Genomic DNA, 26,166 nt, shown 5'->3' with positions numbered 1-26,166 from the left:
CTCCTGCATGAAATGATGACGGCATGATCAGCGAGGTGTCGTGGCCGGTCGGTGATCTCCGGATCAGCGCGGCCGCGGGGAGCGTCATCGGGCAGCGCTACGACCGTAACTACGACGTGTCGCACCTCGACGCCGACCGGCCGCTGGCGATCGTCGCGGACGGGATGGGCGCGGGGGAGGGCAGCGCGGCCGCGGGCCGCATCGCGGTGGCGACCTTCGCGGGCGAGTTCGGTGATCCCTCGCCGGCCGCGCTGCGGGCCGCCGTCGCGCAAGTGCATTCCCGCGTACGGGACAAGGCCCGCACCCTGAACGAGCTGACCGGATGCACCCTGACCGCCCTGGCCGGAGTCGCCGAGGGTGCGACGGCCGCCGCGCGGATCGTGCAGCTCGGCGACTCCCGCGCCTACCGCCTGCGGGCCGGCCTGCTCGAACTGCTCACCGTCGATCACACGGTCGCCTGGCTCGGCCTGGTGCACGGCTGGTACGCGGCCGGCGACCCCCGCGCCCACGCCGACGGCTACCGGCTGACCCGCTACGCCGGCCACCCGGACCGGCCCGATCCGGACGTGCTCGACATTCCGCTGCACCCCGGTGACCGGCTGCTGCTCTGCACCGACGGCGTCTGCGGCCAGGTCGGTTACGACGACCTGGCCCGTCTGCTGGCCTCGGGCAGCCCGGCCGTCGTCGTCAATGCCCTGCTGGACGCGACGCTGGGGGCCGGTGGCGAGGACAACGCCACCGCGATCGTGCTGGCGGTCAGTTGACCACGGCCGGCTGCTTCTTACTGAAGAATCGGTATACCGCGTGGTACGGGACCGCGATCGGCTGGTCGCCGCCGCAGGATCTGGCCGGGGCCGCGCCGCCCTGGGTGTCGATGCGCTGAATGTAGGTGACCGCGCCGAACAGGCCGCCGCCCCGGTTCTTGGCGCTCTTGTAGAGCAGTTGCGGCGCGTTACCGGCGCCCACGGCCGGCACGGCGACCGGCTCGGCGCCCTCGACCATCGAGCCGTCCTGGTCGGAGACCCATGCCGGGCCGCGGAAGTGCAGCGCGGTGACCTTCTTGACCGGGCTCATGGTGATGCCGGTCAGCGACGCGGCCGGTTCGAGGGGCTCCCACATGCCGCGCTTGCACTCGTAGAGCTGCACGCCGCGGGCCTTGAGCACGGCCTGCAGCGTGTTGTCGGGCGGTGGCTGAAGCGCGGCCGGGACCTGCGGTGGACCACCCAGGAAGCTCTCCTGTTGACTGGTGGCCGGGCGCGAGACCGGTTCCGGGGCGCGCCGGTCGGTGCCGGCGAAGGACACCCCGGCCGGTACGGCGATGGAGACCAGCGCGAGCGTGCCGACCGCGCCCGCGATCTTTGCGGAATGTGCCACGGGGCCCCTCCCCTATGGACGGTGACGTTGTGGATCACGGTACGGGCACCGTAGACGTATTCGTCCCGTTTAGAGACGGAATCACCGAGGAGATCAGGGAATAACCGGACGGATTACGGCATCGTGTAGAAACCGGTCGGCGGAGTCGCGGCCCGGCGGCGCGCCTGCCGCGTCCGGGACCGCAGCCGCAGCAGCAGGACCAGGCCGAGCAGGAAGAACACGCCGCCGACGATCAGCCCGGGGCCGAGCACGTTGCTGTCGCCGGCCGACGCCGGGACGAGCGCCGACGCGCTCCGCGTCTGGTCGGCCGGCTCCGTCGGCTCGTCGGTCTCCTCCGTGGGCTCGTCCTCGGTGGGCTCCGGCGAGGCGGTCGTCCGGGACGGAGACGGTGACGAGGTGGCCACCCGGGTCGCCACCTCGGTGGTCGCCGAGCTTGTGGTGAGCAGGGTGTTCTGGGCGTCGAAGGCCCGCGCCTCGAACCGCACCTCGCCGCCGTCGTTCCCGCTGAAGGCGATCTGCCACCTGCCGGTCACCGTCCGGTTACGGCACAGGGTGCCCGGGTCGAGCTGCTCGTCGACGATGGTGGCGGTGTCGCCGTTCACGGCGACCCGGGTGGGGAACTCGCCGTTGTCCTCGACCCGGGCGACCCGGATCCGCTCCAGCGGCACATCTCCACCGCGCACCAGCAGCGTCCAGCGCACCTTGCGGCAGCGCAGCTGCTCCGAGGTGGCGACCGCGGTCAGGGTCTTCGCCGCCCCATCGGCCTGGAACGTGGCCGGCGCGGTGACACGCACCCCGAACCCCGGAACGTCGGCGAGCGCCGGTGTCGTCACGCCGGCCGCGCCCAGCCCGACCCCGGTGCACACCGCCAGCAGCCGCATGGTGGAATGCCGCACGTCGATCCCCCTTCTCAGACGTCCCCTTCACCAGTAAGTTCGCCGGGCTGGGCCGAATGGTTCACCGGGTGGCGGCGGTCACTCCATCGCGCACCTTATATCTTCCTTAAGGCGCTCGGAGAACCGCCGTTTACGCAGGTCAGATGGCCTGTGCGAAACGTAGCGAGAGGATCACTTAAAAGAGTCGCCCAGAAATTTCGCACGCGTTCATCCGAAGCCCCGCCTGGCACGTAAACCGGGGAGGACGCGGCCGTGGCAACGCAGGGGAAAGCACCGCCACGGACGGGTCCGGAACAACTTGAGCACGGGGCGTTCCCCACGGACGCCGGCGTCCCACCGCCCACGGGACGTGACCGTTGCGGAAAACGAGGAGTAAATGGCCCGGTCGAAGAAAAATGAGCGCACCGCGAGTAGGGTCGCGGTCGACATCGGCTCCACCGGCAAAGGCAACGTCCCCACGGGCGCGGTCATCCTGCTGGTGGTATGCGTGCTGGCGGCACTCTGGGCGGTCGCGATGATGACCGTGCCCGGTCGTGTCGGGTACGTCTACTTCTTCACTTACGCGGAGTTCTACATGGGTGTGCTCACCCTTGTATCGCTCTCCATCACGATCATGGTCGGGCTGGTCTCCACCGACCGCCTGGTCCTCTCCATCAGGCAGCGGGTGTTCCTGCAGTCCACCCACCGGACCACCGGCGTGATGGCGATCTCCGCACTGGCGTTCCACCTCTGGACCAAGACGGTCGAGAGCCACATCCGCGTGATCGACATCTTCGTCCCCTTCATCACGCCGACCAACACGGTCTTCATCGGGCTCGGTCAGATCTCCGGGATCGTCATGATCGTGGTGACCTGGAGCGGCCTGGTCCGGGCCAAGTTCATCGGCCGCGGCAAGCCGTGGATGTGGCGCGCGATCCACTCGATCTCGTACCTGATCTGGCCGCTCGCCCTCGTGCACGGCCTGAGCGCCGGCCGCGCCGCGGCGACCTGGGTCATCGTCAGCTACGTCGTCTGCGTCCTGGCCGTGCTCATCGGCCTGGCCGTCCGGCTCTCGGTCAGCCTCAACCGGCGCAAGGACTTCGCCTCCGCCGCGGGCGTCGGCGCGTCCAAGCCGTCGTCGAACAACGTGGTACCCACCGCCAGCGCGCCTCGCAACCGCTGGGGCGGCGGTGGCCGGGGTGAGCAGCAGAACGCCGACCTGATGGCCCCGGCCGCCCCGGCGGTGAGCAACTGGGTGCCGGCCGCGCAGCCCGCCGCCCCGGCCGCCCCGGAGCCCGCCCCGGCTCCGGTCGCCAGCCAGCGTGAGCTGGAGGCCCCGGCCCCGCGCCAGCGCCGCTCCGCCGAGGACGACCGCTTCGACGAGCCGACCCGGGCGATGCCCCGTCGCGACTACGACGACGACCGGTACGAGGAGCCCGCTGCCCGCGGGCGCCGCCGGGACGACGACTTCGACGACGGCCCCCGCTCGCGTGGCCGCCGGTACGCGGACGAGGACGAGGAGCCCCGTGGCCGCCGTTCCCGCTCGTCGATGGAGGAGACCGGGACCCGGCTGCGCGCGGACGAGACCGGGACCCGCCTGCGCGCGGACGAGACCGGGACCCGGCTGCGGGCCGGCGAGACCGGCACCCGGATGCGCCTGGACGACACCCAGACCCGGATGCGCCGCTACGCCGAGGACGACGACTACGACGGCCGTGGTCGCCGCCGCGCCGACGACGACCGCTACGAGGACGTCCCCCGCCAGCGTGCCCCGCGCTACGAGGAGGACGACGAGCCGCGCGGCCGCCGCCGCGCCGACGACGGCCGGCAGAGCCGCAGCCAGTTCGTCGACCTGAGCGACGACCAGCCCCGCGGCGGTGGCGCCCCGGCCGGCCGTGGCCGTGGCCGGGACGACGACGACTCGTACTTCTCGCAGCTGCGTGGTGACTCGAATTGAGCACCGCACAGGTTCCCCCGGTCACCGCGATCGGGGTCCCGCGGATCACCGCGGGCTACGACGAGTACGGCCGCCTCGACCTGCAGGCGCACCAGGAGGTGCACGGCGGGTTCGCGGCCCTGACCTCGGGTGAGCTGATCGGGCTCACCGACCGGATCGAGCTGCGCGGCCGCGGCGGCGCGGGCTTCCCGTACGCCCGCAAGGTGCGCGCCGTGATCGACTCCTGCAAGCGCCAGGACCTGCCCCCGGTGATCGTGGTCAACGCCACCGAGGGTGAGCCGCCGTCCTGGAAGGACAAGGCGATCCTGACGCGCAGCCCGCACCTGATCCTGGACGGCGCGGCGCTCGCCGCCGCCGCCCTGGACGCCGAGGAGATCGTCATCGGCATCGCCGACGACGGCATCGGCCAGAACTCGCTGACCGCGGCCCTGGCCGAGCGGAACATGCCCTGCCCGACCCGGATCGTCACGGTCCCGCACCGGTTCATCTCCGGCGAGGGCGGCGCGCTGGTCCGCGGCATCAACGGCGAGGCGCACATCCCGCCCGGCCGCAAGGTCCGGTCCAGCGACAACGGTGTGATGGGGCTGCCCACCCTGCTCTCCAACGCCGAGACGTACTCGCAGCTGGCGATCGCGGCCCGGCTCGGACCGTGGGAGTACAACTCGGTCGGTATCCCAGAGGAGCCGGGCACGGTCATGCTGACCGTGGGCGGCGCGTCCAGCGCACCGGCCGTGGTCGAGGCGCCCAGCGGCACCCCGCTGATGGACGTGCTCACCATGTGCGGCGCGGACATCGGCCCGGGCCTGCTGGTCGGCGGCTACCACGGCAAGTGGATCACCGCCGAGCAGGCGAAGACCGTGACCATCTCCCGCAAGGGGTTCGCCAAGGTCGGCGGCACGCTCGGCGCCGGCATGCTGATCCCGATCGGCTCCAAGACCTGCGCGCTCGGCGAGGTCGCCCAGGTCGTGCAGTACCTGGCCGGCGAGTCGGCCGGTCAGTGCGGCCCGTGCCGGCTCGGCCTGCCCGACCTGGCCCGGGCGGTGACCCTGGTGTCGCTCGGCGGCTCCGCCCTGGAGCAGGTGCGCCAGGCGGCCGGTCTGGTCAAGGGCCGGGGCGCGTGCAGCCACCCGGACGGCACCTCGCGGTTCGCGCTCTCCGCGCTCGAGGTGTTCCACAAGGAGGTCGAGGCGCACGCGAACGGGGAGGGCTGCGGCAAGCAGACCCGGGGCATCCTGCCGCTGCCGTACACCGCCGAGAAGGGCGCCCGGAAGCTGGCCCTGGACTGGTCGCGGTGCGACGGTCACGGGCTCTGCTCGGCGGTCGCCCCGGAGATCATCCGGCTGGACCACAACGGCTTCCCGGCGTTCCCCCAGACGCCGCTGCCGCCGTGGCTGGAGGACGGCGCCCGCAAGGCGGTCAACGTCTGCCCGGCGCTGGCCCTGCGTCTGATCGACCCGGCCGCGGCGCACTGATGACCAGCCGCCGCGTCCTGCTGACACTGCCATTGGCCATGGCGGTGGCCGGTTGCGCGTCGTCGCCCTCGGCGACGACCGCGCAACCGGCCGCGGCGTCGTCATCCAGCGGGTCCGGGCCGATTCCCGAGACCCTGCGATTCTCCGGTACGACGCTGGACGGCGCGAAGTTCGACGCCGCCCAGCTCGCCGGGAAGCCGGCCGTCCTCTGGTTCTGGGCCCCGTGGTGCGCCACCTGCGCCAGCGAGGCCCAGTCGGTCCGCGACTTCCACGACGAGTACGCCGGCCGGCTCACGTTCCTGGGCGTCGCCGGAATGGGCACCACCGAGGCGATGCGTGAGTTCGTCTCCGACCTCGAGGTCGGAAAGGTGACCCACCTGAACGATCCGGGCGGCAAGATCTGGTCGAAGTTCGCGATCGTCGAGCAGAGCACCTACGTCCTGCTCGACGCGGCCGGCAAGATCGTGACCCGCAGCTACCTGGACGATCTGCAGCTCACCGCGGCCCTGAGGAAGCTGGTCAGCTGAGCGGGCCGACCTCGACGAGGTGTGCCCGGCCCGCGCCGTCGCGCTCCACCCGGACCCGGGTGACCAGACCCGGGCCGAGCCGCACCGGCAACGCCGGCCCGCCGCCCGCCTGGATCGAGTGCGACCCGGGCGGCAGCGCGAGCGACAGCCGTCGGCCGGACCTGACCTGACCCTTCACCGAGCCGTCGACCGAGATCGGGACGGACCCGGCGAAGTTCGTCAGGGACCGCGGCGGGCCCTCGACGATGAGCGTGCCGACGATGGTCATGAGCTGCTCCGTGGGGGAATGGTGGGCCGGGCGGGGCGGAGCCGGCCGGCCCGGGACGTCACCAGGTGGCCGGCGGGACCGGCGGCTCGTACACCGTCTGCTCGGCCGGCATCAGGATCCAGAGGATCGGGTAGATCAGGATCTGGCTGCCCGGGATCACGAACAGGATCAGGACGAAGAGCAGGCGGGCGATCCACGGGTCGAGCCCGAAGCGGCGGCCCAGACCCGCGCAGACGCCGCCGAGCATGCGGCCGTCACGCGGGCGGACCAGGCCTTGGCGGGCCATCGTGTCGTGCACGGCGTTCATGGCGGGTCTCTCGCTTTCCTTGGTTGCCCTCCCCGGCGGGGAGGTGATGTCTCAAGAGTGCTACCCGGACACGGCGGTTACCATCCGGCACCACCCGGATCGATCCCGGAGCCGGATCTCAGGGTCCTCCATGACGGTTCGATCCCAACCGGACACCGGACTACTCGGGAGCGAACCCGCCCTATACAGTGCTGCGAGCGGGAACTGGGGGGACGCGGGACACCATGGTCGACAGCACGATGCCGGGCGAGCGGACGCAACCGTTACGTCCGCACGACCCAGCCGCGGTCGGCGAGTACGAGTTGCTCGGCCGGCTCGGCGAGGGCGGCATGGGTACCGTCTACCTCGGTCGCAAGAAGAGCAGCGAGATCCTGGTCGCGGTCAAGGTGGTGCGCCTGGACCTGGCGCACGACGACGAGTTCCGGCTCCGGTTCCGCAGCGAGGTGGAGCGTGCCCAGCAGGTTCCGCCGTTCTGCACCGCCGAGGTGCTCGACGCTGACCCCGACCACGAGCAGCCCTATCTCGTCGTGGAGTTCGTCGACGGGCCCACCCTGGCCCAGGTCGTCGAGGAGCGCGGCCCGCTCACCTCGGCGAACCTGCACAGTGTCGCGATCGGCGTGGCCACCGCGCTGACCGCGATCCACGGCGCCGGGGTGATCCACCGCGACCTCAAGCCGCGTAACGTGCTGCTCGCCCCGGGCTCGCCCAAGGTGATCGACTTCGGGATCGCCCGGGCGATGTCGGCGACCAGCGGCAACACCCGGCCCGACCAGATGGTCGGCACGGTGGCGTACATGGCGCCGGAGCGGTTCGACACCGACTCCGACTCGCCGGTGGTCACCCCGGCCGCCGACGTGTTCGCCTGGGGTGGCGTGGTGGCGTACGCGGGCACCGGCAAGACCCCGTTCCACGCCGACTCGCCGACCGCCACCGCGGCCCGCATCCTCACCCAGCCGCCCCGCCTCGACGGCCTCAGCGGGCCGTTGCGCGACCTGGTCGCGCACGCTCTGGAGAAGGACCCGGCGAACCGGCCCAGCGCCCGTGAGCTGCTCGACCTGCTGATCTCCGGCGACCGGCCGGCGGCCATCTCGGCGGCCCTGGCCGACCAGCCCGACCTGCGCGCCGCCGCGGTCGAGGCGCAGGCCGTGACCGGGTACGCGCTGCCGCCCACCGCCACGGCCCCGGTCCCGGTGCTCACCCCCGCCCCGCTCCTGGACATCCCGCCCGGCCTCGTCGGCTACGACGAGAACGTGATCGTCACGGTCCCGATCGAGGCCGTTCCGGAACCGACCCTGACCGGCTCGGAGCTGTCCGGCCGACCCCGGCGCCGGGTGCTGCCGGCCCTGCTGGCCACGGTGACCGTGCTGATCCTCGCGGCCGGCGTGGGGATGATCGGCCTGCTGCTGCGCGATGAGTTCAAGACCGGCCCCACCGGGCCGGCCGCCTCCACCTCGACGCCGGTGACCGAGGCCACCACGTCGGAGCCGGCGCCGCAGGTCACCGACAAGCTGGACCGCGCGAGGGTCTGGTCCGCGACCGAGCAGAACAGTGAACAGGCGAGCTGTGAGTTCGCCGGCGGCGTGCTGGTGGCCCGCCGGGAGGACACCGGGATCTACCGGTGCAGGGGGCTGAAGACCGAGATGTCCGACGTGACCGTCGAGGTCGGGGTGCGCCTGGACCGGCGGCTCAGCTGCGCCGGGATCTGGTTCCGGCTGGCTGACCACGCCATCGACGACGGCCTGGGCGGTTACCAGCTGCGGGTCTGCGAGAAGGACGTGCATCTCGCCGTGCACGCGGGGAACGACATCAAGGTGCAGGACCAGCTGCATTTGCCGAAGTCGATCCCGTTCTTCGCCGCGACGCCCACGCGGATCCGCCTCAAGGTCCACGGCAACTCGGTCGAGGTGTTTCAGGACGGACAGTCGGTCGGGACGCTGGCGCTGACCGATTCGCGGCTGACCGTGGGCCGGGTGGTGCTGGGCGTCTGCAACGACCCGTCGGCTTCGGGGCAGGGACCCTACGAGGTCGCTTTCAGCGACATCAAGCTCTGGTACTGAGCAGGTCGCTCCCTCTCGAACTGATCCCTGACCGGCTGTTCGACCGGCGCCGGAGTCACCACCAGACCCTGCCGGCCAGAACCGGCGATGCCGGATACGAACGCCGGCGCCGGTTGCGGTCACCGCTTTGTCCGTACGTACGGACAAAGCGGTAACCGCAAGCCCGGCCTGCCGTCAGTCCTTCGTCAGCCCGGCCCGGCGCAGGGCATCGGCCATGGCGCTGTTGCCGAACGAGTTCCCGCCGCCGCGCTGGCCGCCCTGCCCGCCGCCCTGGCGCGGCTGACCGCCACCCTGCCGGGGCTGCCCACCGCCCTGGCGCGGCTGGCCGCCACCCTGCCGAGGCTGACCGCCCCGCTGGCCGCCCTGGCCGCCGCCCTGCTGCCCGCCGCGACCGCCGCGGTCCCGGTCGTCGCGCGGCTGCCGGCCCTTGTTCGGCTCGTCGGAGAGGCGCATGGTCAGCGAGATCCGCTTGCGGACCGGGTCGACCTCGAGGACCCGGACCTTGACCACGTCGCCCGACTTGACCACCTCGCGCGGGTCCTGCACGAACTTCTCGGAGAGCGCCGAGACGTGCACCAGGCCGTCCTGGTGCACGCCGATGTCGACGAACGCGCCGAACGCGGCCACGTTGGTGACCTGGCCCTCCAGAATCATGCCCGGCTGCAGGTCGGAGATCTTCTCGACGCCCTCGGCGAAGGCGGCCGTGGTGAACGCCGGTCGCGGGTCGCGACCCGGCTTCTCGAGCTCCTTGAGGATGTCGGTGATGGTCGGCAGGCCGAACTTGTCGGTCACGAACTTGTCCGGCCGGATGCCGCGCAGCAGCGGGCTGTTGCCGATCAGCGACCGGATCTCGGCGCCCGCGTCGGCCGCGATCGTGCGGACCACCGGGTACGACTCGGGGTGCACGCTGGAGAAGTCCAGCGGGTCCTCGCCGTCGCGGATCCGCAGGAAGCCGGCGCACTGCTCGAACGCCTTCGGGCCGAGCCGGGCGACGTTCTTGATCTCCTTGCGGTTCTTGAACGGGCCGTTCTGGTCCCGGTGCAGCACGATGTTCTCGGCCAGGCCCGCGGTGATCCCGGAGACCCGGGTGAGCAGCGGGGCGGAGGCGGTGTTGATGTCCACCCCGACGCCGTTCACACAGTCCTCGACCACCGCGTCGAGCGAGCGGGCCAGCTTCACCTCGGAGATGTCGTGCTGGTACTGACCGACGCCGATCGACTTCGGGTCGATCTTGACCAGCTCGGCGAGCGGGTCCTGCAGGCGGCGGGCGATGGAGACCGCGCCGCGCAGCGAGACGTCCATGCCGGGCAGTTCCTGCGAGGCGTACGCGGAGGCGGAGTAGACCGACGCGCCGGCCTCGGAGACGACGGCCTTGGTCAGGTTCGCCTCCGGGTGCCGCTTGATCAGCTCGGCGGCGAGCTTGTCGGTCTCCCGGGACGCGGTGCCGTTGCCGATCGCGATCAGGTCGACCCGGTGCTTGGAGGCGAGCGCGGCGAGCCGGTGGATCGACTCGTCCCACTTGTTCTGCGGCACGTGTGGGTAGATCGTGTCGGTGGCGACGACCTTGCCGGTCGCGTCGACCACGGCCACCTTCACGCCGGTGCGGAAGCCCGGGTCCAGGCCCATGGTGGCGCGGGTGCCCGCCGGGGCGGCCAGCAGCAGGTCGCGCAGGTTGGCGGCGAAGACCCGGACGGCCTCGTCCTCGGCCGCCTCGCGCAGCCGGACCCGCAGGTCGGCGCCGAGGTGGATGAGGATGCGGGTGCGCCACGCCCAGCGGACCGTGTCGACCAGCCACTTGTCGCCCGGCCGGCCGTGGTCGGTGATCCCGTTGCGCCCGGCGATCCGGCCCTCGAAGTAGCCCTCGTCCTCCTCCGGGTGCGGCTCCATGGTGAGGTCCAGGACCTCCTCCTTCTCGCCGCGCAGCATCGCCAGGATGCGGTGCGAGGGAAGCTTGCCGTACGGCTCGGCGAAGTCGAAGTAGTCGGAGAACTTCGCACCGTCGTTCTGCTTGCCGTCACGGACCTTGGCGACCAGCCGGCCCCGGTTCCACATCTGCTCCCGCAGGTCACCGATCAGGTCGGCGTCCTCCGCGAACCGCTCGATCAGGATGGCCCGGGCGCCGTCCAGCGCGGCCTGCGGATCTGCGACGCCCTTCTCGGCGTCCACGAAGCCCTCAGCGGTCGCGCGCGGGTCGAGGGTGGGGTCGGCCAGCAACCGGTCGGCGAGCGGCTCCAGGCCGGCCTCCCGGGCGATCTGCGCCTTGGTCCGGCGCTTCGGCTTGAACGGGAGGTAGATGTCCTCCAGCCGGGCCTTGGTGTCGGCCTCGAGGATCTGCCGCTCCAGCGCGTCGTCCAGCTTGCCCTGGGCGCGGATCGACTCCAGCACGGCGGCCCGCCGGTCCTCCAGCTCCCGCAGATAGCCCAGGCGCTCCTCCAGCGTGCGCAGCTGGGCGTCGTCGAGGGTGCCGGTCACCTCCTTGCGGTAACGGGCGATGAACGGCACCGTGGCCCCGCCGTCGAGCAGCTCGACCGCCGCGGAGACCTGGCCCTCCCGGACGCCCAACTCGGAGGCAATGCGCTGATGGATCGCTGTAGTCACGCCGACGATTGTTACCGAGGCCGCGGGGCCTTGTCGCGCCGCCCCGCAGACATCTCCGTGGATGATCACCCGTAGGGCGCCGGCCGGGCGTCCGCGACGCGCCGCGCCGATGTCTGACTCCCGGGTGAACCGCCCGGCCGGGTGAACCGCCGCGACCTGCGGAAACACCGGACCGGCGGAGACGGCGCGCGCGGAGGTGGACGTTTACTAGAGACAACCCTTCGGGGCTTTGGCACTCTTGCTACATGACGCTTGCTGTCCGGGCGGTCGCCGCCACTGATCAGGGCCTGGTCCGGTCCAACAACGAAGACGCGGTTTTCGTCGGTAATCGCCTCTTCGTGGTCGCGGACGGCATGGGCGGGTTGCCCGCCGGTGAGTTGGCGAGTGACATCCTCGTGCAGGCGCTCGGGGAGGTCGACCAGAAACCCGACACGGGGGAGCCGCTACAGGATCTGATCGAGGCGCTGCAGACCGCCAACAAGCAGATCGAGAAGGCGGTCGCGGACGACGACGCCCGCGACGGCATGGGTACGACGGTGACCGCGCTGCTGCTCTCCGGCGACCGGCTGGCCGCGCTGAACGTCGGCGACTCCCGCTGCTACCTGCTGCGCGAGGGCGACTTCCAGCAGCTCACCCGCGACGACACGTACGTGCAGGCGCTGGTCGACCAGGGTGTGCTCACCCCGGACGACGCCCGCCGGCACCCGCAGCGGGCGCTGGTCACCCAGGCGGTGCAGGGCGGCCCGTTCCGCCCCGCCGGCCGGATGATCCCGGCCCGCGTCGGCGACCGGTACCTGCTCTGCAGCGACGGCCTCTCCGACTACGTCGAGGACGCGGTGATCGCCCAGACCCTGCGCGACAACCCGGACCGGCGCACCTGCGCGGCCGAGCTGGTCAACCGGACCCTGGAGAACGGCGCCCCGGACAACGTCACGGTGATCATCGCCGACGTCGTCGAGGTCTGACCGGCCGCCTCCGGTCTACTCCGCCGGGGCGTCACGGCGGGGGAGCAGCGTGTCGACGAAATCCGCGAAGTCCCGGGTGTACTGCGGTCGCACCCGGGCCCACACGGTGCCGAACTCGGGCAGCGCGGCGTCGGCCTCGATCACGTTGCGCCACGCCTGCCACGCGTCACCGGGCAGCTGACCGGCCGCGTGCGAGCGGAAGATCTCCTCGTGGCTGTCCATCCGCCAGAAGACGAACATGTGCCGCAGGTTCTCCTCGTGTGTGCCGGTCGGCACGCCCCGGCTCGCCAGGAACCAGTCGAGCAGGCCGGGGTTGCCGGCGAGCAGCGTCTGGTTCGCGCTCGTCCCGTGCGTGACCAGCTGCCGGTAGGAGTCCTGCCGGAGGGCGGCGGTGGAGAGCTCCACCTGCCGGGCCGCCTCCCGGGCCTGACGTGCGGTCTCGCGGGCCTGCCGGTAGTTCAGGAACAGTGCGACAGCGACGGCGATCAGCGAGATGACCTGCAGAACGTCGGCGAGCTTCACGGGCCCGATTCTAGGGGCCGACATCGATCGCGATCATCAGCCGGGCGAGGGCGTCACATCGATCGGCCGACCGGCCACGCGACACCGTATTCTCGGCGGGTGCTGATGGGGACGAAGCGGTTGATCCTTCGGAGGTTCCGGGCGTCGGACGCGCCGACGCTGTCGGAGTACCGGTCGGATCCGGCTGTGGCGCGCTACCAGTCCTGGGAGGCGCCGTTCGAGCTGGACCGGGCGGAGACGGCGGTACGGAACTTCGCGGCGAGCTCGCCGGATCAGCCGGGCTGGTTCCAGTACGCGATCGAGCACGCCGCCGAGCGGGTGCTGATCGGGGACGTCGCGGTGCGGCTGCACGAGAACCACAAGCAGGCGGAGATCGGGTTCACGGTCGCCACGGCGTACCAGAAGATGGGTTTCGCGACCGAGGCGGTGAGCGCCGTCCTGGACCGTCTGTTCCGCCTCCAGGGGCTGCACCGGGTGATGGGGGAGTGCGACGCCCGGAACACGGCGTCGGCGGCGCTGATGGAGCGGCTCGGCTTCACCAGGGAGGGGCTGCTGCGGCAGCAGACCTTCATCAAGGGGGAGTGGACCGACGACCTGCTCTTCGGCATCCTCGCCCCCGAGTGGCTGGCCCGCGACCGGGACTGACAAGCCCTGCCCGCGCCTGTTCGGTCAAATAGCTACCGAGGTCAGGGCAGGTCCAGGAACTCTCGAACGGCGTCCTCGGCAGCGTTCATGGTCGCGTGTGACACATAGCCGTGATTGTCGCGCAGGGCGGACCTGTCGAGGATCTGCACCACGTTGTGGAGCCGCACGTAGGCTCCGCTCAGCGGGGCGCCGGGTCCGAGCCGGACGGCGAGATGATTCCGGTGCGGCACCTTGCGGACGACCGCGAGGGCCCAGATCGCCGGCTCCTCGACCGCGTTGTACTCGTCGTTGCTGATCACCAGCACGCGGTGCCGTGCCCTGCCGCGCACTGCCCGCGGCTCACCATTCGGCGTCGCGCAGCGCGATGTCGTTACTGCTCCCGATCAGGTCGCGGTCGGCCTGGAGCTGTTCCGGGGTGCGGGAACGGTAGAACTCACCGAAGGCTTGCGCGGCGGCACGCGGGTGGCTTGCGCGGCGGCACGCCGGCGGTCCCGACGGGCGTCCGGCGGCACTCGGCGAACCGCTTCGGTGACGGCCGCGGAGGCGTTGCCGCGGCTCTGCAGATAGGCCGCGACGTCGTCCGGAACGCTGATGCTCAGTTTCACGGTCCTACTTTCATCCTGCCGGCGGAGCGGCCGACGGCGAGTCCGGGAACCCAGGCTGCCGACGGCGACGCGGCGATCGGCGTCGGCCCCCGGCGACTCACTTCGCGATCGGCGCGCGACAAATGTCGTACCCGCGTGATGGGATCCGGGGCATGGACGTCGAGGGATTCTGGGCGCTGATCGAGCGCAGCGGCCGTGAGCGGGACACGCTGGACGGGCGCGAGCAGTGGCTGATCGGCGAGCTGCGGAAACTCGGTGGCACCCAGATCGAGGACTTCGCGATCCGCTTGCAGGAATGCCGCGACCGCGTCGACAACGCGGCGATGTGGGCGGCCGTCGACGTGGTCTACGGCGGTGCCTCCACCGACACGTTCTGGTATTTCCAGTGCTGGCTGATCGGCCAGGGCCGCGAGGCTTTCGAGGAGATCGCCGCCGCGCCGGACGCCTTGGCCGGCCTGCCGTCGATCCGGCGCCTGGCCGGCCGGACGTTCCACGACTGGGCGGAGGAGGAGTGGCCCTGGTGGGAGTCGCTCGCCTACGTTCCCGGCCAGGCTCATCCCGGTGATCTTGAGAAGGCCTTGGCGGCGCGGGGCTTCCGGACCCGCAGTGATCCGTTCCCACCGGACTGGAGCCAGATCGGCGAATATCCAGCGCTGCGCGAACTGTTTCCGGCCAGCGGCGGGTGAGGGAGTGGTCCTTGCTCAAACCCTTCGCCGGTACGACCTGGGTAGTCCCGTGGCCAGTCCTCTCGGACCAAGCCCCGTGGCATTGATCTCGCGCGACGCTCGCACCATTGCGGGCAGCAAGCGCGCGCTGGGCCTGAGGCGATCACCACCCGAGGCGGCTCCGACTCCAGATCCGCCCGCGCCCGATCCCAGGGCTGGTTGCCAGCCACCCAAGGCGGCTGATGCCACTCTGGGGCCGGCCGGGTCGGGGTCAATCCACCAGTCGTTGATCTTGGACGTGGCGGCAGGCGGAAGGCACGGCCTCTCGGGAGTTGTTCGCGATGGGAGTGGGTTGGGTAGCTGGGTTTGGATGCCATGCGATGTGGCTGGCGGGTTGCAGCCGATAGCGCCCACTCACAAACCGTACGCGGCGGCCGGGGTGGTGACCCGGGGCGGATGGTGGCTGGCGGGCGCCAGTGCCCACCGGTGAACCGAGGGTGGCGGCCGGGGTGGTGACCCGGGGCGGACGGTGGCTTGCGAGCGCCAATACCCATCCGCAAGCCGCGCGGGTAGTGGCCAGAGGCGGATGGTGGCTGGCGAGCGCCCTCAGCGGCACCGCTGGTACGACGCATGCGATTCCATTCAAGATCGACTTTGCTAAGCGGTACTGGGGTCGGCCTGGCTGGTTGTCAGCGTCGTAACGGACGCCACGGTTGATGCCAAATTGCGGGCCAGCCGGGCGTCCTGCACGGTCAACGTGCGGGTTGCGGGCGGTCGGGAGGCGCGGTGCGGACCTGGAGTGGGGCGACGTGGCGCGAGATCGTCACTGGGCTTGGCCTGTGGCCTGGCCACGAGACTCCACAGGTCGTATCGAAGAAGGGTTGTACAAGGACCACCGTCTATCGGGAGCGGATGCGCGGGTTGTCGCAAGTCGCGCAGCGGTGCGCGGTGGGGAGCGGCGAGGTGCGGCGGGGGAGTAGCGGCGTGTGGCGGTGCGCGGCGAGGTGCGGCGGGGGAGTAGCGGTGCGCGGTGGGGAGCGGCGAGGTGCGGCGGTGAGGGAGTAGCGGCGTGTGGCGGTGCGCGGTGGGGAGGAGCGAGGTGCGGCGGGGGGAGCAGCGGCGTGCGGCGGTGCGTGGTGGGAGTGGCGCGGAGAGGGCAGCGGGCGGTCCCGAGGGGACGGGCTGAGGCCCGTCCCCTAGGCACGTGGTGCTGTCAGCTTTCGAGTTTGAGCCAGAGGGCGCCGAGCGGCGGGACGCGCAGGGCGGCCGAGTGGTCGAAGCCGTGCCAAGGTACGTTCTCGGCCTCGACCGCGCCCATGTTGCCGACGCCGGAGCCGCCGTACAGCTCGCTGTCGGTGTTGATCACTTCGGCCCAGCGGCCGGCCTTCGGCAGGCCGATGCGGTAGTTCTCGTGCGGGATCGCGGCGAAGTTGACGATGCACGCGATGGTGTCGCCGTTCGGGGCGAAGCGGACGAACGAGAACGTGTTGTGGTGCGAGTCGTCGCTGGTGATCCAGCGGAAGCCGGATGCGGAGGTGTCCTGGGTCCAGATCGCGGGGGTGTCCCGGTAGGCCCGGTTCAGGTCGCCGACCAGGACTTTGATCCCGCCGAACCGCGGGTCGTCGAGCAGCGCCCAGTCCAGGCCGCGCTCCTCGCTCCATTCCCGCGGGTCGCCCATCTCGGAGCCCATGAAGAGCAGCTGCTTGCCGGTGAACGCCCACATGAAGCCGAGCAGCGCCCGGGTGTTGGCCAGCTGCTGCCACAGGTCGCCGGGCATCTTGCCGGTCAGCGAGCCCTTGCCGTGCACGACCTCGTCGTGGCTGATCGGCAGGATGTAGTTCTCGCTCCAGGCGTAGATCGTCGCGAAGGTCATCTGGTGGTGGTGCCACTGCCGGTGGATCGGCTCCTTGACCAGGTAGGCCAGGGTGTCGTTCATCCAGCCCATGTTCCATTTGAAGCCGAAGCCGAGGCCGCCGAGGTGGGTGGGGCGGGTGACGCCGGGCCACGCGGTGGACTCCTCGGCGATGGTCATCACGCCCGGGTGGTTCTTGTAGACGGTCGCGTTCATCTCCTGCAGGAAGCTGATCGCGTCGAGGTTCTCCCGGCCGCCGTACTGGTTCGGGGTCCACTCGCCGTCCTTGCGGGAGTAGTCCAGGTAGAGCATCGACGCGACGGCGTCGACCCGCAGGCCGTCGGCGTGGAACTCCTCGCACCAGTAGAGCGCGTTGGCGACCAGGAAGTTGCGCACCTCGCGGCGGCCGAAGTCGAAGACGTACGTGCCCCAGTCCGGGTGCTCGCCGCGCCGCCAGTCGCCGTGCTCGTAGAGCGGGGTGCCGTCGAAGCGGGCCAGGCCCCACTCGTCCTTCGGGAAGTGGGCGGGGACCCAGTCCAGGATCACGCCGATGCCGGCCTGGTGCAGCTTGTCGACCAGATACCGGAATTCGTCGGGGCTTCCGAAACGGCTGGTAGGGGCGAAATATCCGGTGACCTGGTAGCCCCACGATCCGCCGAACGGGTGCTCCATCACCGGCATCAGCTCGACGTGGGTGAAGCCCGTCTCGACGACGTACTCCACCAGTTGCTCGGCCAGCTCCACGTACGTCAATCCGGGCCGCCACGAGCCCAGGTGCACCTCGTAGCAGCTCACCGGCTCCTGGTGCCACGATTTCGACGCCCGCGCCCGCAGCCACGCCTCGTCCTGCCACTCGTAGGACGATTCGAAGACGACCGACGCGGTGGCCGGCGGCACCTCGGTGTGCTGGGCGAGCGGGTCGGCGTGCTCGCGCCACGCCCCGTCCCGCCCGAGGATCTTGAACTTGTACTTGCTGCCGAGGTGCGCGTCCGGGACGTAGATCTCCCAGACGCCGCTGGAGCCGAGCGAGCGCATCGGCCACCCGTCGTACGGCCCCCACCCGACGAAGTCACCGATCACCTGGACACCGCGGGCGCTCGGCGCCCAGACCGCGAACGCCACACCGGTGCCGCGCGGCTGCGCGCCGAGCACCGTCCACAGCTTCTCGTGCCGGCCCTCGCCGATCAGGTGCAGGTCCAGCTCGCCCAGGGTGGGCAGGTGCCGGTACGGGTCGTCGTGCTCCTCGGAGTCCACGTCGAGCCGGTAGTCCAGGACCGTGCCGGGCAGCTCGGCGGCGAAGATCCCGTCCGGGTGGACCCGGGTCATCGCGTACCGCTCGCCCTCGTGCAGGACGGCGACCTTGGTGGCGCCCTTGCGCAGGGTCCGGACGACGGTGTGCCCCCCGCCGGGGTGCGCGCCCAGGACGGCGTGCGGATCGTGGGTGTCGCCGGCGACGACGTTGTCCATGGCGCGCCGGTCGGCGGCGAGGCGGGGGGTGCTGTGCCCGATCATCTCTGGTTTTCCTTCTGCGAGGGGGTCAGCCGACCAGCCGGGCGATGGAGCGGAGGGGGATCCGCATCCAGCCGGGGCGGTGTCGGGCTTCGTAAGCGGCCTCGTAGACCGCCTTGTCCAGCTCATACGCCGACAGCAGCGCACCCTGGGCGCGCGGGTCGACCCCGGCGGCGTGCGCGTACCCGTCGCAGAACGCCGCCCGGTTGCGGTCCGCCCATTCCCGGGCCAGGCCCGCCAGGTAGTCGTCGTCCTGATCGACCAGCAACTGGTACGCCGCGTACTCGTAGGAGCGCAGCACCCCGGCGACGTCGCGCAGCGGCGAGTCCGGCAGCCGCCGCTCGTCGAGCGGCTGCCCCGGCTCACCCTCGAAGTCGATCAGCAGCCAGGCCTCCGGGGTACGCAGCACCTGCCCGAGGTGCAGGTCGCCGTGCACCCGCTGGACGGTCACCTGCTCGCCGGTCAGGCCGACGAACCGCGCGGTGATCGCCGGCACGTACTGCTGCAGCTCGGGTACCGCATCGGCGGCGGTGCGCAGCCGGGCCAGCACCGCGTCGACCGGGAACGGGGACGGGCCCGCGCCGAGCTCCGCGGCGAGGGCCAGGTGCACCGAGGCCACCGCCTCGCCCAGCCGGTACGACTCACCCTGGAAGTCCCCGCCCACCTCGTCGGCGCGCAGGTCCTGCTCGGCGAAGAGGTCCCGGGCCGACGCGGTGGCCATCGCCCAGCCCTCGGCCGAGTTCGCCGCATAGGCCGTGACCATCCCGAGCGAGCACCGACCGGTGTCGTCGGACGTCTCGAAGGAGCCGAGCAGCCGCGCCACGTGCGGGTTTCCGGCCCGGCCGAGCACCCGGTTCAGCTCGATGTCCGGGTTGATCCCGCAGGTGACCCGGCGGAACACCTTGAGGATCGCGTCCTCCTCGAAGATCACACTGGTGTTGCTCTGCTCGGCGTCGAAGACCCGCGGCCACAGGTCCAGCGGCAGCTCGACGCCTGGCTCCTTCTCGAACGTCACGTCGCCCACCGGTTCGGCCCGGTCGAAGAGGCTGAGCAGGTGCCTCGCCGCCTCCGGGGAGTACAGGGCGTCGTAGGCGATCCGGCCGTGCTCGTCGGTGCCGATGGTGGCCACCGCGCTGTACTCCGGCAGCAGCTCGGCGCCCCGGGCGACGAGCACCTGGTACCGCTCGGAGCTGCCGTCGGTGTACGAGACGTCGATCAGCACCAGTTCGAGATCGTCGCCCAGCGGGGTGGCGGACGCCTGTTTCACGTCCGCGAGCACCCGGCTGCGCCCCGCGTACCAGCGTTGTTTCGGTAGCCACTCGGCGTAGGGCAGCGTCATTGCTTCTCCTCAGACCCGCACAACTGGAACCAGTAGAAGCCGTGTCCGGGGAGGGTCAGCAGGTACGGCAACTGCCCGATCCGCGGGAAGTTGACGTGGCCGGTCAGCTCCACCGGGGTGTACCCGTTCCAATGCTGCAGATTGAGTTCGATCGGCTGCGGGAACCGCGACAGGTTGTTGACGCAGAGCACCACGTCGTCGCCGAACTCGCGCAGGTACGCCAGCACCGAGGGGTTCGAGCCGCCGAGCTCACGGAACGTGCCGACGGCGAACGCCTCATGTCGGCGGCGCACCGCCAGCATGGTCCGGGTCCAGTTCAGCAGGGAGGTCGCGCTGTCCCGCTGCGCCTCCACGTTGACCGCCTGGTAGCCGTAGACCGGGTCCTGGTTGACCGGCAGGTAGAGCCGGCCGGGGGTGGCGGTGGAGAAGCCGGCGTTGCGGTCCGGCGTCCACTGCATCGGGGTGCGCACCCCGTCCCGGTCGCCGAGCCAGATGTTGTCGCCCATCCCGATCTCGTCGCCGTAGTAGAGCACCGGCGAGCCGGGCAGCGACAGCAGTAGGGCGGTGAAGAGCTCGATCTGGTTGCGGTCGTTCTCCAGCAGTGGGGCCAGCCGGCGGCGGATGCCGACGTTGGCCTTCATCCGGGGATCCTTGGCGTACTCGGAGTACATGTAGTCGCGCTCTTCGTCGGTGACCATCTCGAGCGTCAGCTCGTCGTGGTTACGCAGGAAGATGCCCCACTGACAGTTCTCCGGGATGGCCGGCGTCTGTGCCAGGATCTCCGAGATCGGAAAACGCGATTCCCGGCGTACGGCCATGAAGATCCGCGGCATCAGCGGGAAGTGGAACGCCATGTGGCACTCGTCGCCGCCGGACTTCGGGTCGCCGAAGTACTCCACCACGTCGGCCGGCCATTGGTTCGCCTCGGCCAGCAGCACCCGGCCCGGGAACTCGTCGTCGATCACCTTGCGGCAGTGTTTCAGGAACGCGTGGGTGGCCGGCAGGTTCTCGCAGTTGGTGCCCTCCTGTTCGAAGAGGTACGGCACCGCGTCCAGCCGGAACCCGTCGATGCCCAGGTCCAGCCAGAACCGCAGGACGTCGAGCATGGCCTCCTGCACCGCCGGGTTCTCGTAGTTGAGATCCGGCTGGTGGGAGAAGAACCGGTGCCAGTAGAACTGCCGCCGCACCGGGTCGAACGTCCAGTTCGACTCCTCGGTGTCGACGAAGATGATCCGCGCGTCCGGGTACTTCTCGCTGGTGTCGTTCCAGACGTAGAAGTCGCCGTACGGCCCGTCCGGGTCGTGCCGGGACGCCTGGAACCACGGGTGCGAGTCGGACGTGTGGTTCATGACCAGGTCGGTGATCACCCGGATGCCGCGCTTGTGCGCCGCGTCCAGCAGGGCCACGAAGTCGTCGACCGTGCCGAACTCGGGCAGCACCTTGTAGAAGTCGCGGATGTCGTAGCCGCCGTCGCGCAACGGGGAGTCGTAGAACGGCGGCAGCCAGAGGCAGTCGATGCCGAGCCACTGCAGGTAGTCCAGACGTTCGATCAGGCCGCGCAGGTCGCCGCCGCCGTCCGTCCCCGAGTCGTAGAACGCCCGGACCAGCACTTCGTAGAAGACCGCCCGCTGGAACCAGGTGCGGTCGGCCGGGAGGACCCGGGCGTGACCGAAATCGTCCGCGGACGGGTGTTCGACCTTCCCGTCCTCGGTGTGACTTCCCTCTGCCGGGTCGTACTCGCTCGTCGACTCCATCAGGTGTATCCCCTCACCCCGCCCGCACCACGAAGATGTGCGCCGGTTCGACGTACGGGTCGATCCGGACCGCGTTGTACTGCCCCCACTCGTACGTCGCCCCGGTGATCTGGTCGACGACGGTGAACCGGTCGTGCCAGTCCAGACCCAGCGCGGGCATGTCCAGAGTGGTGTTACCCCACTGCACATCGGTGGAATCGAACGAGACGATCCCCAGCACGGTGTTGCCGGTCTCGGCGTCGCGCTTGGAGAAGCAGAGCAGCGCGCCGTTGTCGATCTCGTGGAAGCGCAGGTTGCGGAGCCAGTGCAGGGCGGGGTTCTGCTCCCGGATCCGGTTCAGCTTCGTCAGGTAGGGGGCGAGCGACCGGCCGGAGCGCTCGGCGCCGGCGTAGTCGCGCGGCTTCAGCTCGAACTTCTCGTTGTCGATGTACTCCTCCGACCCCGGTCGTGCCACGTGCTCGAACAGCTCGTAGCCGGAGTACAGCCCCCAGGACGGGGCGAGCATCGACGCCAGCACCGAACGGATCTTGAACATCGCCGGGCCGCCGTGCTGGAGCGATTCGTGCAGGATGTCCGGGGTGTTGGGCCAGAAGTTCGGGCGCATCCAGTCGATCGAGGTGAGCAGCTGTTCCAGGTACTCGCGCATCTCGGCGGCGCTGTTGCGCCAGGTGAAGTACGTGTACGACTGGGTGAAGCCGATCTTGCCGAGCCCGTTCATCATGGCCGGCCGGGTGAACGCCTCGGCCAGGAACAGCACGTCCGGGTCGGTCTCCTTGACCTTGGGGATCAGCCACTGCCAGAAGTTGACCGCCTTGGTGTGCGGGTTGTCGACCCGGAAGATCTTCACACCGGCGTTCACCCAGTGCATGACCACGCGGTAGACCTCGTCGCGCAGCGCGCGGTAGTCGTTGTCCCAGTTGATCGGGTAGATGTCCTGGTACTTCTTGGGCGGGTTCTCGGCGTACGCGATCGTGCCGTCGGCCTTGGTGGTGAAGAACTCCGGGTGTTCACGCACCCACGGGTGGTCCGGCGCGGCCTGCAGCGCGAGATCGAGCGCGACCTCCATGCCGAGCTCCTCCGCCCGCTCGCGGAAGGCGACGAAGTCCTCGAGCGTGCCCAGCTGCGGGTGGATGGCGTCGTGCCCGCCCTCGTCGGAGCCGATCGCCCAGGGCGAGCCGACGTCCTGCGGGCGGGCCACCAGCGTGTTGTTCCGGCCCTTGCGGTTGATCTTGCCGATCGGGTGGATCGGCGGCAGGTAGACGACGTTGAAGCCCATCTCCGCGATGGCGGGCAGCCGCAGGGCGGCGGTGCGGAAGTCGCCGTGCCTGATCGGGGTGGCGTCCGGGCCGATCTCGGCGCCCTCGGAGCGGGGGAAGAACTCGTACCACGCGGAGTAGAGGGCGCGCTTGCGATCCACCCAGACGGCGAACGAGCGGGTGGTGGTGACCAGATGCCGCACCGGGTTGTGCCAGAGCAGTTCCTCCAGGTCGAGGGCGGGGGTGACCCGGGAGAAGAGCGAGCGCTGCCGGTCGCGCAGCGCGGCCGCCGCGTCCCGGACCCGCTCCTCGTGCTCGGCCGGTACGATCTTGGTGGCCAGGTCGAGGATGTCGGCGCCCTCGGAGAGGTCGTTCGCCAGGTCCTCGGCGCCCTGCCCGGCGCCGATCTTCTTCACCACGGCGTCCCGCCACGTCCGGTACGGATCATCGAACGCCTCGATCGAGAACGTCCAGCGGCCCACCTGGTCCGGGCGGATCGTCGCGTGCCACTGGTCCAGTCCCGGCGTGCCGGGGGTCATCCGGGTGAACGGCATGGTCTTCCCGTCCGGGCCGCGCCACGCCACGCTCACGCCGAGCGCGTGATGACCTTCGCGATAGGACACCGCGGAGACCGGTACCACTTCGCCGACCACCGCCTTGGCGGGGTAGCGGCCACCGGAAACGGCCGGCGTCACGTCTTCGATGGGGAAGCGACCGGTCATGATCTCCACCGTAGTCAGAGGGGTTCAGCAGATCCGGCGACCGGAGAAACCACCGCGGTCACGTTCCATGACTTCTCCGGGGTGGAGACCTTTGAAACGGTCGATCGCCGATGCCGCTCAACCTACCGGAGACCCCCTACGGCTTCGCATCCGTACGTGGCCGTGCGCCGCTGAAAAACACAACAAGTTCACCATCTCGCAACAGCTGTTCGGCGCGGCTCATCCGCAGCGGTGGAACGGCTCCGGCCGGCACGATCACGTCGCCGGCCCGGCGCCCGCGCCGGACCCCGGTCTCGCTCAGGAGCCCCACCTGGTCGAACGCGGCGGCCGCGGTCGCACCTGAGTCCTCGTCAAGGCCATCGGGGTACCCGCGTCCGGTTCGTCACCAGCGACCCACCCGGTCGCAACACCCGCCTCAACTCGCGCGCGAACTCCACCGTGCCCAGGTGCGCCGGGATCGCGGCACCGGCGAAGACCTCCGTGATGATGACGTCGTACACCCGATCGGGTGTCCGCTCCGCCGCCTCCCGCACGTCGCCGCCGACGATCTCCACCAGCGGCGCCGGGCCGGGCCGGGGACCGGCTCGGTGGCACCGACGGCGGATCTCCCGCGCTCGGGAGTGCGTCGGTTGCCGTGCGTTGCCATCGAGGAACCCTGCTCAAAGAGCGGGAGTGCCGACCGAGTTATCCCCTTGACGCAGCCGAACGCCGGCCGCACCGCAGGACAAGGAGAACGACGTGGCCGGTCCGTCCACCGCACTGTCGCCCGTGATCGCTGCCAGCACCCACTGGCTCGCCCGGGCCTACCCCGGCGGGGAGTCGAACACGGTCGCGCACACGCTCTCCGAGCTGCAGGCCCGGCAGGCGGTGACCGTCGCGGCATGGTTGCGTTACCCGACCGAGATCGACGCGGCCCTGGTCGCCATCGCCGGACCGGGCGGGTCCGCGCTGCTGGACTGGCGGGTCGGCAGCGAGCCCGAGGACGAGTACGCCGACGGCGAGGGCTGGCGCACCTGGGTCGACGAGGTCGTCGTCAGCTGGGCCGCCTGCCTGCTCGCGGACCCGGCACTGGCCCGCCGGGGCGTCGACGCGGTGATCGCCGCGATGCCGGCGCCCACCGAGCCCCGCCCGCGGCCGCAGGCGCGCCGGATGGGCGGACTGCCCAGCGAGTTCCGCCGGCTGCTGCAGCCGGACGCCCGGGACCGGGATGCCGCCGTGCTGCTGCGCCACCCCGACCTGCTGGACCCGATCGCCTCCATGCACCGCGACGCCCTGCTGTACCTGCTCGACGCCGAGGCTGTGCCCGATGGCCTCACTTCGCTCGGCGGGGATCGCGCCGCCTGAGGGCTCTGCTTATGGCCTCGCTCCGCTCGGCGGGGATCGCGCCGCCTGAAGTCGTTGTCGAGGGCACCGAAATCGACCACGGCTGCGCCTAGCCGATTTCGGCGCCCTCGACAACGACCGGCGCGATCCGTGGTGGGTTAGGTCAACCCTTGCGGAACTCGCCTGAGTCTGTGACCCCCCACCCAGCCTTCTCCGCCCGGTGTGCTGGGGCGTTCGCGCCCGCCGGACAGCACGCCGGACCCCCTGTGGAGAGGGCTGGAACCGCGGGCCGGCACCCCTGTCCTCCTGGGGTGCCGGCCCGCGGTCTTTTCAGCTGCCGGCGTGCACCGGGATCGCGCCGGGGTGCTGCCCGCCGGGACCGGCCGCGGCCTGCTCGGCACTGACCGCCGCGCCGATGATGCCGGCGTTGTTGAGCAGCGTGGCCGCCACGACCGGGGTGCGGATCTGGAGCAGCGGGAAGTACTTGTCCGCCTTCTTGCTCACCCCGCCGCCGATGATGAACAGCCGGGGGGAGAGCAGCATCTCCACGTGGCTCAGGTATCGGCTCACCCGGTGCGCATACTTCTCCCAGCTCAGGTCGTCGGCCTCGCGCACCCGGTCGGAGGCGAGCAGCTCCGCGTCCTTGCCGTCGATCTCCAGGTGGCCGAGCTCCGTGTTGGGCAGCAGCACGCCGTCCATGAACAGGGCGGTGCCGATGCCGGTGCCCAGGGTCACCATCATGATCAGCCCGGACTGGTCGCGGCCGGCGCCGAACGCCACCTCGGCCGCGCCCGCTGCGTCGGCGTCGTTGAGCAGGGTGACCGGCTTGCCCAGCCGCTCGGCGAACAGCCGTGCCGCGGGCGCGTCGATCCAGGACTTGTGCACGTTCGCCGCGGTGCGGGTCACGCCGTCGACGACCACGCCGGGGAACGTGATGCCGACGCTGTCGTAGCCGTCGAATTTGGTCGCCACCTCGGCGACCGCGTCCATGACGCTGTCCACGTCGGCCGGCTGCGGAGTGGGCACGCGGAAGCGCTCGTCGAGCAGTTCGCCGCGCACCGTGTCGACGGGCGCCCCCTTGACGCCTGAGCCACCGATGTCGATGCCGAGGATGGTCATCCGTGTCTTCCCGTCTTCCTGCTGGTCATTCGTCCGTGTGTCTATCACGAAGGTCCGACATCGAATCCTGCGCGTTCCTGGGTCGATACGGGTGGCACCGAAGGATGAACTCTCTCCGTAGATTCCCCGCTCACGCTAGGTCACTCATACTTTCGGCTAGTCACGGCTAGGCTTCTCGTCTAGCGTTGCTTTTCAGAACGGTCGCCGCGTGCGGGCACGGCTCTCTGCCCGCTGATGGAGGACCACCAAAATGACAGTGATCGAGGTTCATGACGAGCAGGAGTTCCTGACCGCCGAGACGACCGCGACCGATCTGCTGAACGCGATGACCGCGGCGCCGACCGGCCGGAACCGGTCGCGGCTGCGGGACAAGGCGATCGAGGCCTGGCTGCCTCTCGCGCGTCACCTGGCCAACCGCTACTCCGGCCGCGGCGAGCCGACCGACGACCTGATCC

Annotated in this window: 23 protein-coding genes and 1 pseudogene; 10 read left to right on the top strand and 14 right to left on the bottom strand. The window is 70.6% G+C overall.

Annotated features, from left to right (window positions below):
• The first annotated feature begins 23 nt into the window (after positions 1 to 23).
• Positions 24 to 764, top strand: a complete 741-nt coding sequence (locus CHC09_RS17770) for a PP2C family protein-serine/threonine phosphatase (RefSeq protein WP_089294249.1) — start codon at positions 24 to 26, stop codon at positions 762 to 764.
• On the opposite strand, the gene CHC09_RS17765 is transcribed toward CHC09_RS17770, so the two are convergent.
• Positions 757 to 1,374, bottom strand: a complete 618-nt coding sequence (locus tag CHC09_RS17765; RefSeq protein ID WP_089294248.1) for a DUF3455 domain-containing protein — start codon at positions 1,372 to 1,374, stop codon at positions 757 to 759. The genes CHC09_RS17770 and CHC09_RS17765 overlap by 8 nt on opposite strands.
• 113 nt (positions 1,375 to 1,487) lie before the next feature.
• Positions 1,488 to 2,270 (bottom strand): hypothetical protein, encoded by a 783-nt coding sequence (locus CHC09_RS17760; RefSeq protein WP_143232400.1) that lies wholly within the window; start codon positions 2,268 to 2,270, stop codon positions 1,488 to 1,490.
• A gap of 376 nt (positions 2,271 to 2,646) precedes the next feature.
• Between CHC09_RS17760 and CHC09_RS17755 the strand changes: the two genes are divergently transcribed.
• From CHC09_RS17755 to CHC09_RS17745, 3 genes are read left to right on the top strand one after another with little or no spacing between them, the layout of a single operon-like run.
• A complete protein-coding gene (locus tag CHC09_RS17755; RefSeq protein ID WP_089294246.1) occupies positions 2,647 to 4,206 on the top strand; it encodes a DUF4405 domain-containing protein in 1,560 nt (519 codons plus the stop codon).
• Positions 4,203 to 5,678: an NADH-quinone oxidoreductase subunit NuoF family protein gene (locus tag CHC09_RS17750; RefSeq protein WP_089294245.1), complete on the top strand. Its 1,476-nt coding sequence runs from the start codon at positions 4,203 to 4,205 to the stop codon at positions 5,676 to 5,678. The genes CHC09_RS17755 and CHC09_RS17750 overlap by 4 nt, the downstream gene beginning before the upstream one ends.
• Positions 5,678 to 6,205 carry a TlpA family protein disulfide reductase gene (locus CHC09_RS17745; RefSeq protein ID WP_089294244.1) on the top strand — a complete coding sequence of 176 codons (528 nt, stop codon included), beginning with the start codon at positions 5,678 to 5,680 and terminating at the stop codon, positions 6,203 to 6,205. Before CHC09_RS17750 ends, CHC09_RS17745 begins: the two co-directional genes overlap by 1 nt.
• On the opposite strand, the gene CHC09_RS17740 is transcribed toward CHC09_RS17745, so the two are convergent.
• Together CHC09_RS17740 and CHC09_RS17735 are read right to left on the bottom strand one after the other, a co-directional pair.
• Positions 6,198 to 6,473 (bottom strand): hypothetical protein, encoded by a 276-nt coding sequence (locus CHC09_RS17740; protein WP_089294243.1) that lies wholly within the window; start codon positions 6,471 to 6,473, stop codon positions 6,198 to 6,200. The two genes, CHC09_RS17745 and CHC09_RS17740, sit on opposite strands and share 8 nt — an antisense overlap.
• A 58-nt stretch (positions 6,474 to 6,531) precedes the next feature.
• Positions 6,532 to 6,780, bottom strand: a complete 249-nt coding sequence (locus CHC09_RS17735; protein ID WP_089294242.1) for a PspC domain-containing protein — start codon at positions 6,778 to 6,780, stop codon at positions 6,532 to 6,534.
• Positions 6,781 to 7,004: 224 nt separating this feature from the next.
• Here CHC09_RS17735 and CHC09_RS17730 point away from each other — a divergent pair, with 224 nt between their 5' ends.
• On the top strand, positions 7,005 to 8,837 hold the full coding sequence (locus CHC09_RS17730) for a serine/threonine protein kinase (RefSeq protein ID WP_089294241.1): 1,833 nt from the start codon (positions 7,005 to 7,007) through the stop codon (positions 8,835 to 8,837).
• 174 nt (positions 8,838 to 9,011) lie between these two features.
• On the opposite strand, the gene CHC09_RS17725 is transcribed toward CHC09_RS17730, so the two are convergent.
• Complete coding sequence (locus tag CHC09_RS17725; RefSeq protein ID WP_089294240.1) at positions 9,012 to 11,435, bottom strand: Tex family protein; 2,424 nt, start codon at positions 11,433 to 11,435, stop codon at positions 9,012 to 9,014.
• 245 nt (positions 11,436 to 11,680) lie between these two features.
• Here CHC09_RS17725 and CHC09_RS17720 point away from each other — a divergent pair, with 245 nt between their 5' ends.
• On the top strand, positions 11,681 to 12,400 hold the full coding sequence (locus tag CHC09_RS17720) for a PP2C family protein-serine/threonine phosphatase (protein WP_089294239.1): 720 nt from the start codon (positions 11,681 to 11,683) through the stop codon (positions 12,398 to 12,400).
• Between the two features lie 15 nt (positions 12,401 to 12,415).
• Here CHC09_RS17720 and CHC09_RS17715 read toward each other — a convergent pair whose 3' ends face one another.
• Positions 12,416 to 12,922 carry a hypothetical protein gene (locus tag CHC09_RS17715; protein WP_089294238.1) on the bottom strand — a complete coding sequence of 169 codons (507 nt, stop codon included), beginning with the start codon at positions 12,920 to 12,922 and terminating at the stop codon, positions 12,416 to 12,418.
• Between the two features lie 105 nt (positions 12,923 to 13,027).
• Here CHC09_RS17715 and CHC09_RS17710 point away from each other — a divergent pair, with 105 nt between their 5' ends.
• On the top strand, positions 13,028 to 13,567 hold the full coding sequence (locus CHC09_RS17710; protein ID WP_089294568.1) for a GNAT family N-acetyltransferase: 540 nt from the start codon (positions 13,028 to 13,030) through the stop codon (positions 13,565 to 13,567).
• A 41-nt stretch (positions 13,568 to 13,608) separates the two neighbouring features.
• On the opposite strand, the gene CHC09_RS17705 is transcribed toward CHC09_RS17710, so the two are convergent.
• Both CHC09_RS17705 and CHC09_RS17700 read right to left on the bottom strand, forming a co-directional pair.
• Positions 13,609 to 13,896, bottom strand: coding sequence for a type II toxin-antitoxin system PemK/MazF family toxin (locus CHC09_RS17705; protein WP_143232399.1), 288 nt, complete (start codon positions 13,894 to 13,896; stop codon positions 13,609 to 13,611).
• A gap of 54 nt (positions 13,897 to 13,950) precedes the next feature.
• Positions 13,951 to 14,172, bottom strand: coding sequence for a hypothetical protein (locus tag CHC09_RS17700; RefSeq protein ID WP_089294236.1), 222 nt, complete (start codon positions 14,170 to 14,172; stop codon positions 13,951 to 13,953).
• A 152-nt stretch (positions 14,173 to 14,324) separates the two neighbouring features.
• Here CHC09_RS17700 and CHC09_RS17695 point away from each other — a divergent pair, with 152 nt between their 5' ends.
• Positions 14,325 to 14,858, top strand: a complete 534-nt coding sequence (locus CHC09_RS17695) for a DUF4240 domain-containing protein (RefSeq protein ID WP_089294235.1) — start codon at positions 14,325 to 14,327, stop codon at positions 14,856 to 14,858.
• Positions 14,859 to 16,050: 1,192 nt separating this feature from the next.
• Here the strand turns inward: CHC09_RS17695 and glgB are convergent.
• From glgB to CHC09_RS46345, 5 genes are all read right to left on the bottom strand, one after another.
• Positions 16,051 to 18,201, bottom strand: a complete 2,151-nt coding sequence (glgB, locus tag CHC09_RS17690) for a 1,4-alpha-glucan branching protein GlgB (protein WP_239138453.1) — start codon at positions 18,199 to 18,201, stop codon at positions 16,051 to 16,053.
• Positions 18,202 to 18,226: 25 nt separating this feature from the next.
• Entirely contained in the window at positions 18,227 to 19,537 is a 1,311-nt protein-coding gene (locus CHC09_RS17685; RefSeq protein WP_089294234.1) for a maltokinase N-terminal cap-like domain-containing protein, read from the bottom strand.
• Positions 19,534 to 21,291 (bottom strand): maltose alpha-D-glucosyltransferase, encoded by a 1,758-nt coding sequence (gene treS / locus CHC09_RS17680; RefSeq protein WP_089294233.1) that lies wholly within the window; start codon positions 21,289 to 21,291, stop codon positions 19,534 to 19,536. The genes CHC09_RS17685 and treS overlap by 4 nt, the downstream gene beginning before the upstream one ends.
• A gap of 13 nt (positions 21,292 to 21,304) precedes the next feature.
• Entirely contained in the window at positions 21,305 to 23,269 is a 1,965-nt protein-coding gene (locus tag CHC09_RS17675; protein ID WP_089294566.1) for an alpha-1,4-glucan--maltose-1-phosphate maltosyltransferase, read from the bottom strand.
• Between the two features lie 350 nt (positions 23,270 to 23,619).
• The gene (locus CHC09_RS46345; protein WP_089294231.1) at positions 23,620 to 23,823 is read right to left on the bottom strand and encodes a fused MFS/spermidine synthase; all 204 of its coding nucleotides are present in this window, start codon (positions 23,821 to 23,823) and stop codon (positions 23,620 to 23,622) included.
• Positions 23,824 to 24,007: 184 nt separating this feature from the next.
• Between CHC09_RS46345 and CHC09_RS17660 the strand changes: the two genes are divergently transcribed.
• Positions 24,008 to 24,613 (top strand): hypothetical protein, encoded by a 606-nt coding sequence (locus CHC09_RS17660; protein ID WP_089294230.1) that lies wholly within the window; start codon positions 24,008 to 24,010, stop codon positions 24,611 to 24,613.
• Positions 24,614 to 24,922: 309 nt separating this feature from the next.
• Here the strand turns inward: CHC09_RS17660 and ppgK are convergent, their stop codons facing one another.
• Complete coding sequence (gene ppgK, locus CHC09_RS17655; RefSeq protein ID WP_089294229.1) at positions 24,923 to 25,711, bottom strand: polyphosphate--glucose phosphotransferase; 789 nt, start codon at positions 25,709 to 25,711, stop codon at positions 24,923 to 24,925.
• A 250-nt stretch (positions 25,712 to 25,961) separates the two neighbouring features.
• Here ppgK and CHC09_RS17650 point away from each other — a divergent pair.
• Positions 25,962 to 26,166: pseudogene (locus tag CHC09_RS17650) on the top strand (RNA polymerase sigma factor SigF); the annotation flags it as partial.

Source organism: Actinoplanes regularis, from assembly GCF_900188005.1.
Lineage (GTDB): Bacteria > Actinomycetota > Actinomycetes > Mycobacteriales > Micromonosporaceae > Actinoplanes > Actinoplanes regularis.
The sequence above is the reverse complement of the archived record's forward strand: the minus strand, read 5'-3'. Positions and strand labels throughout refer to the sequence as shown.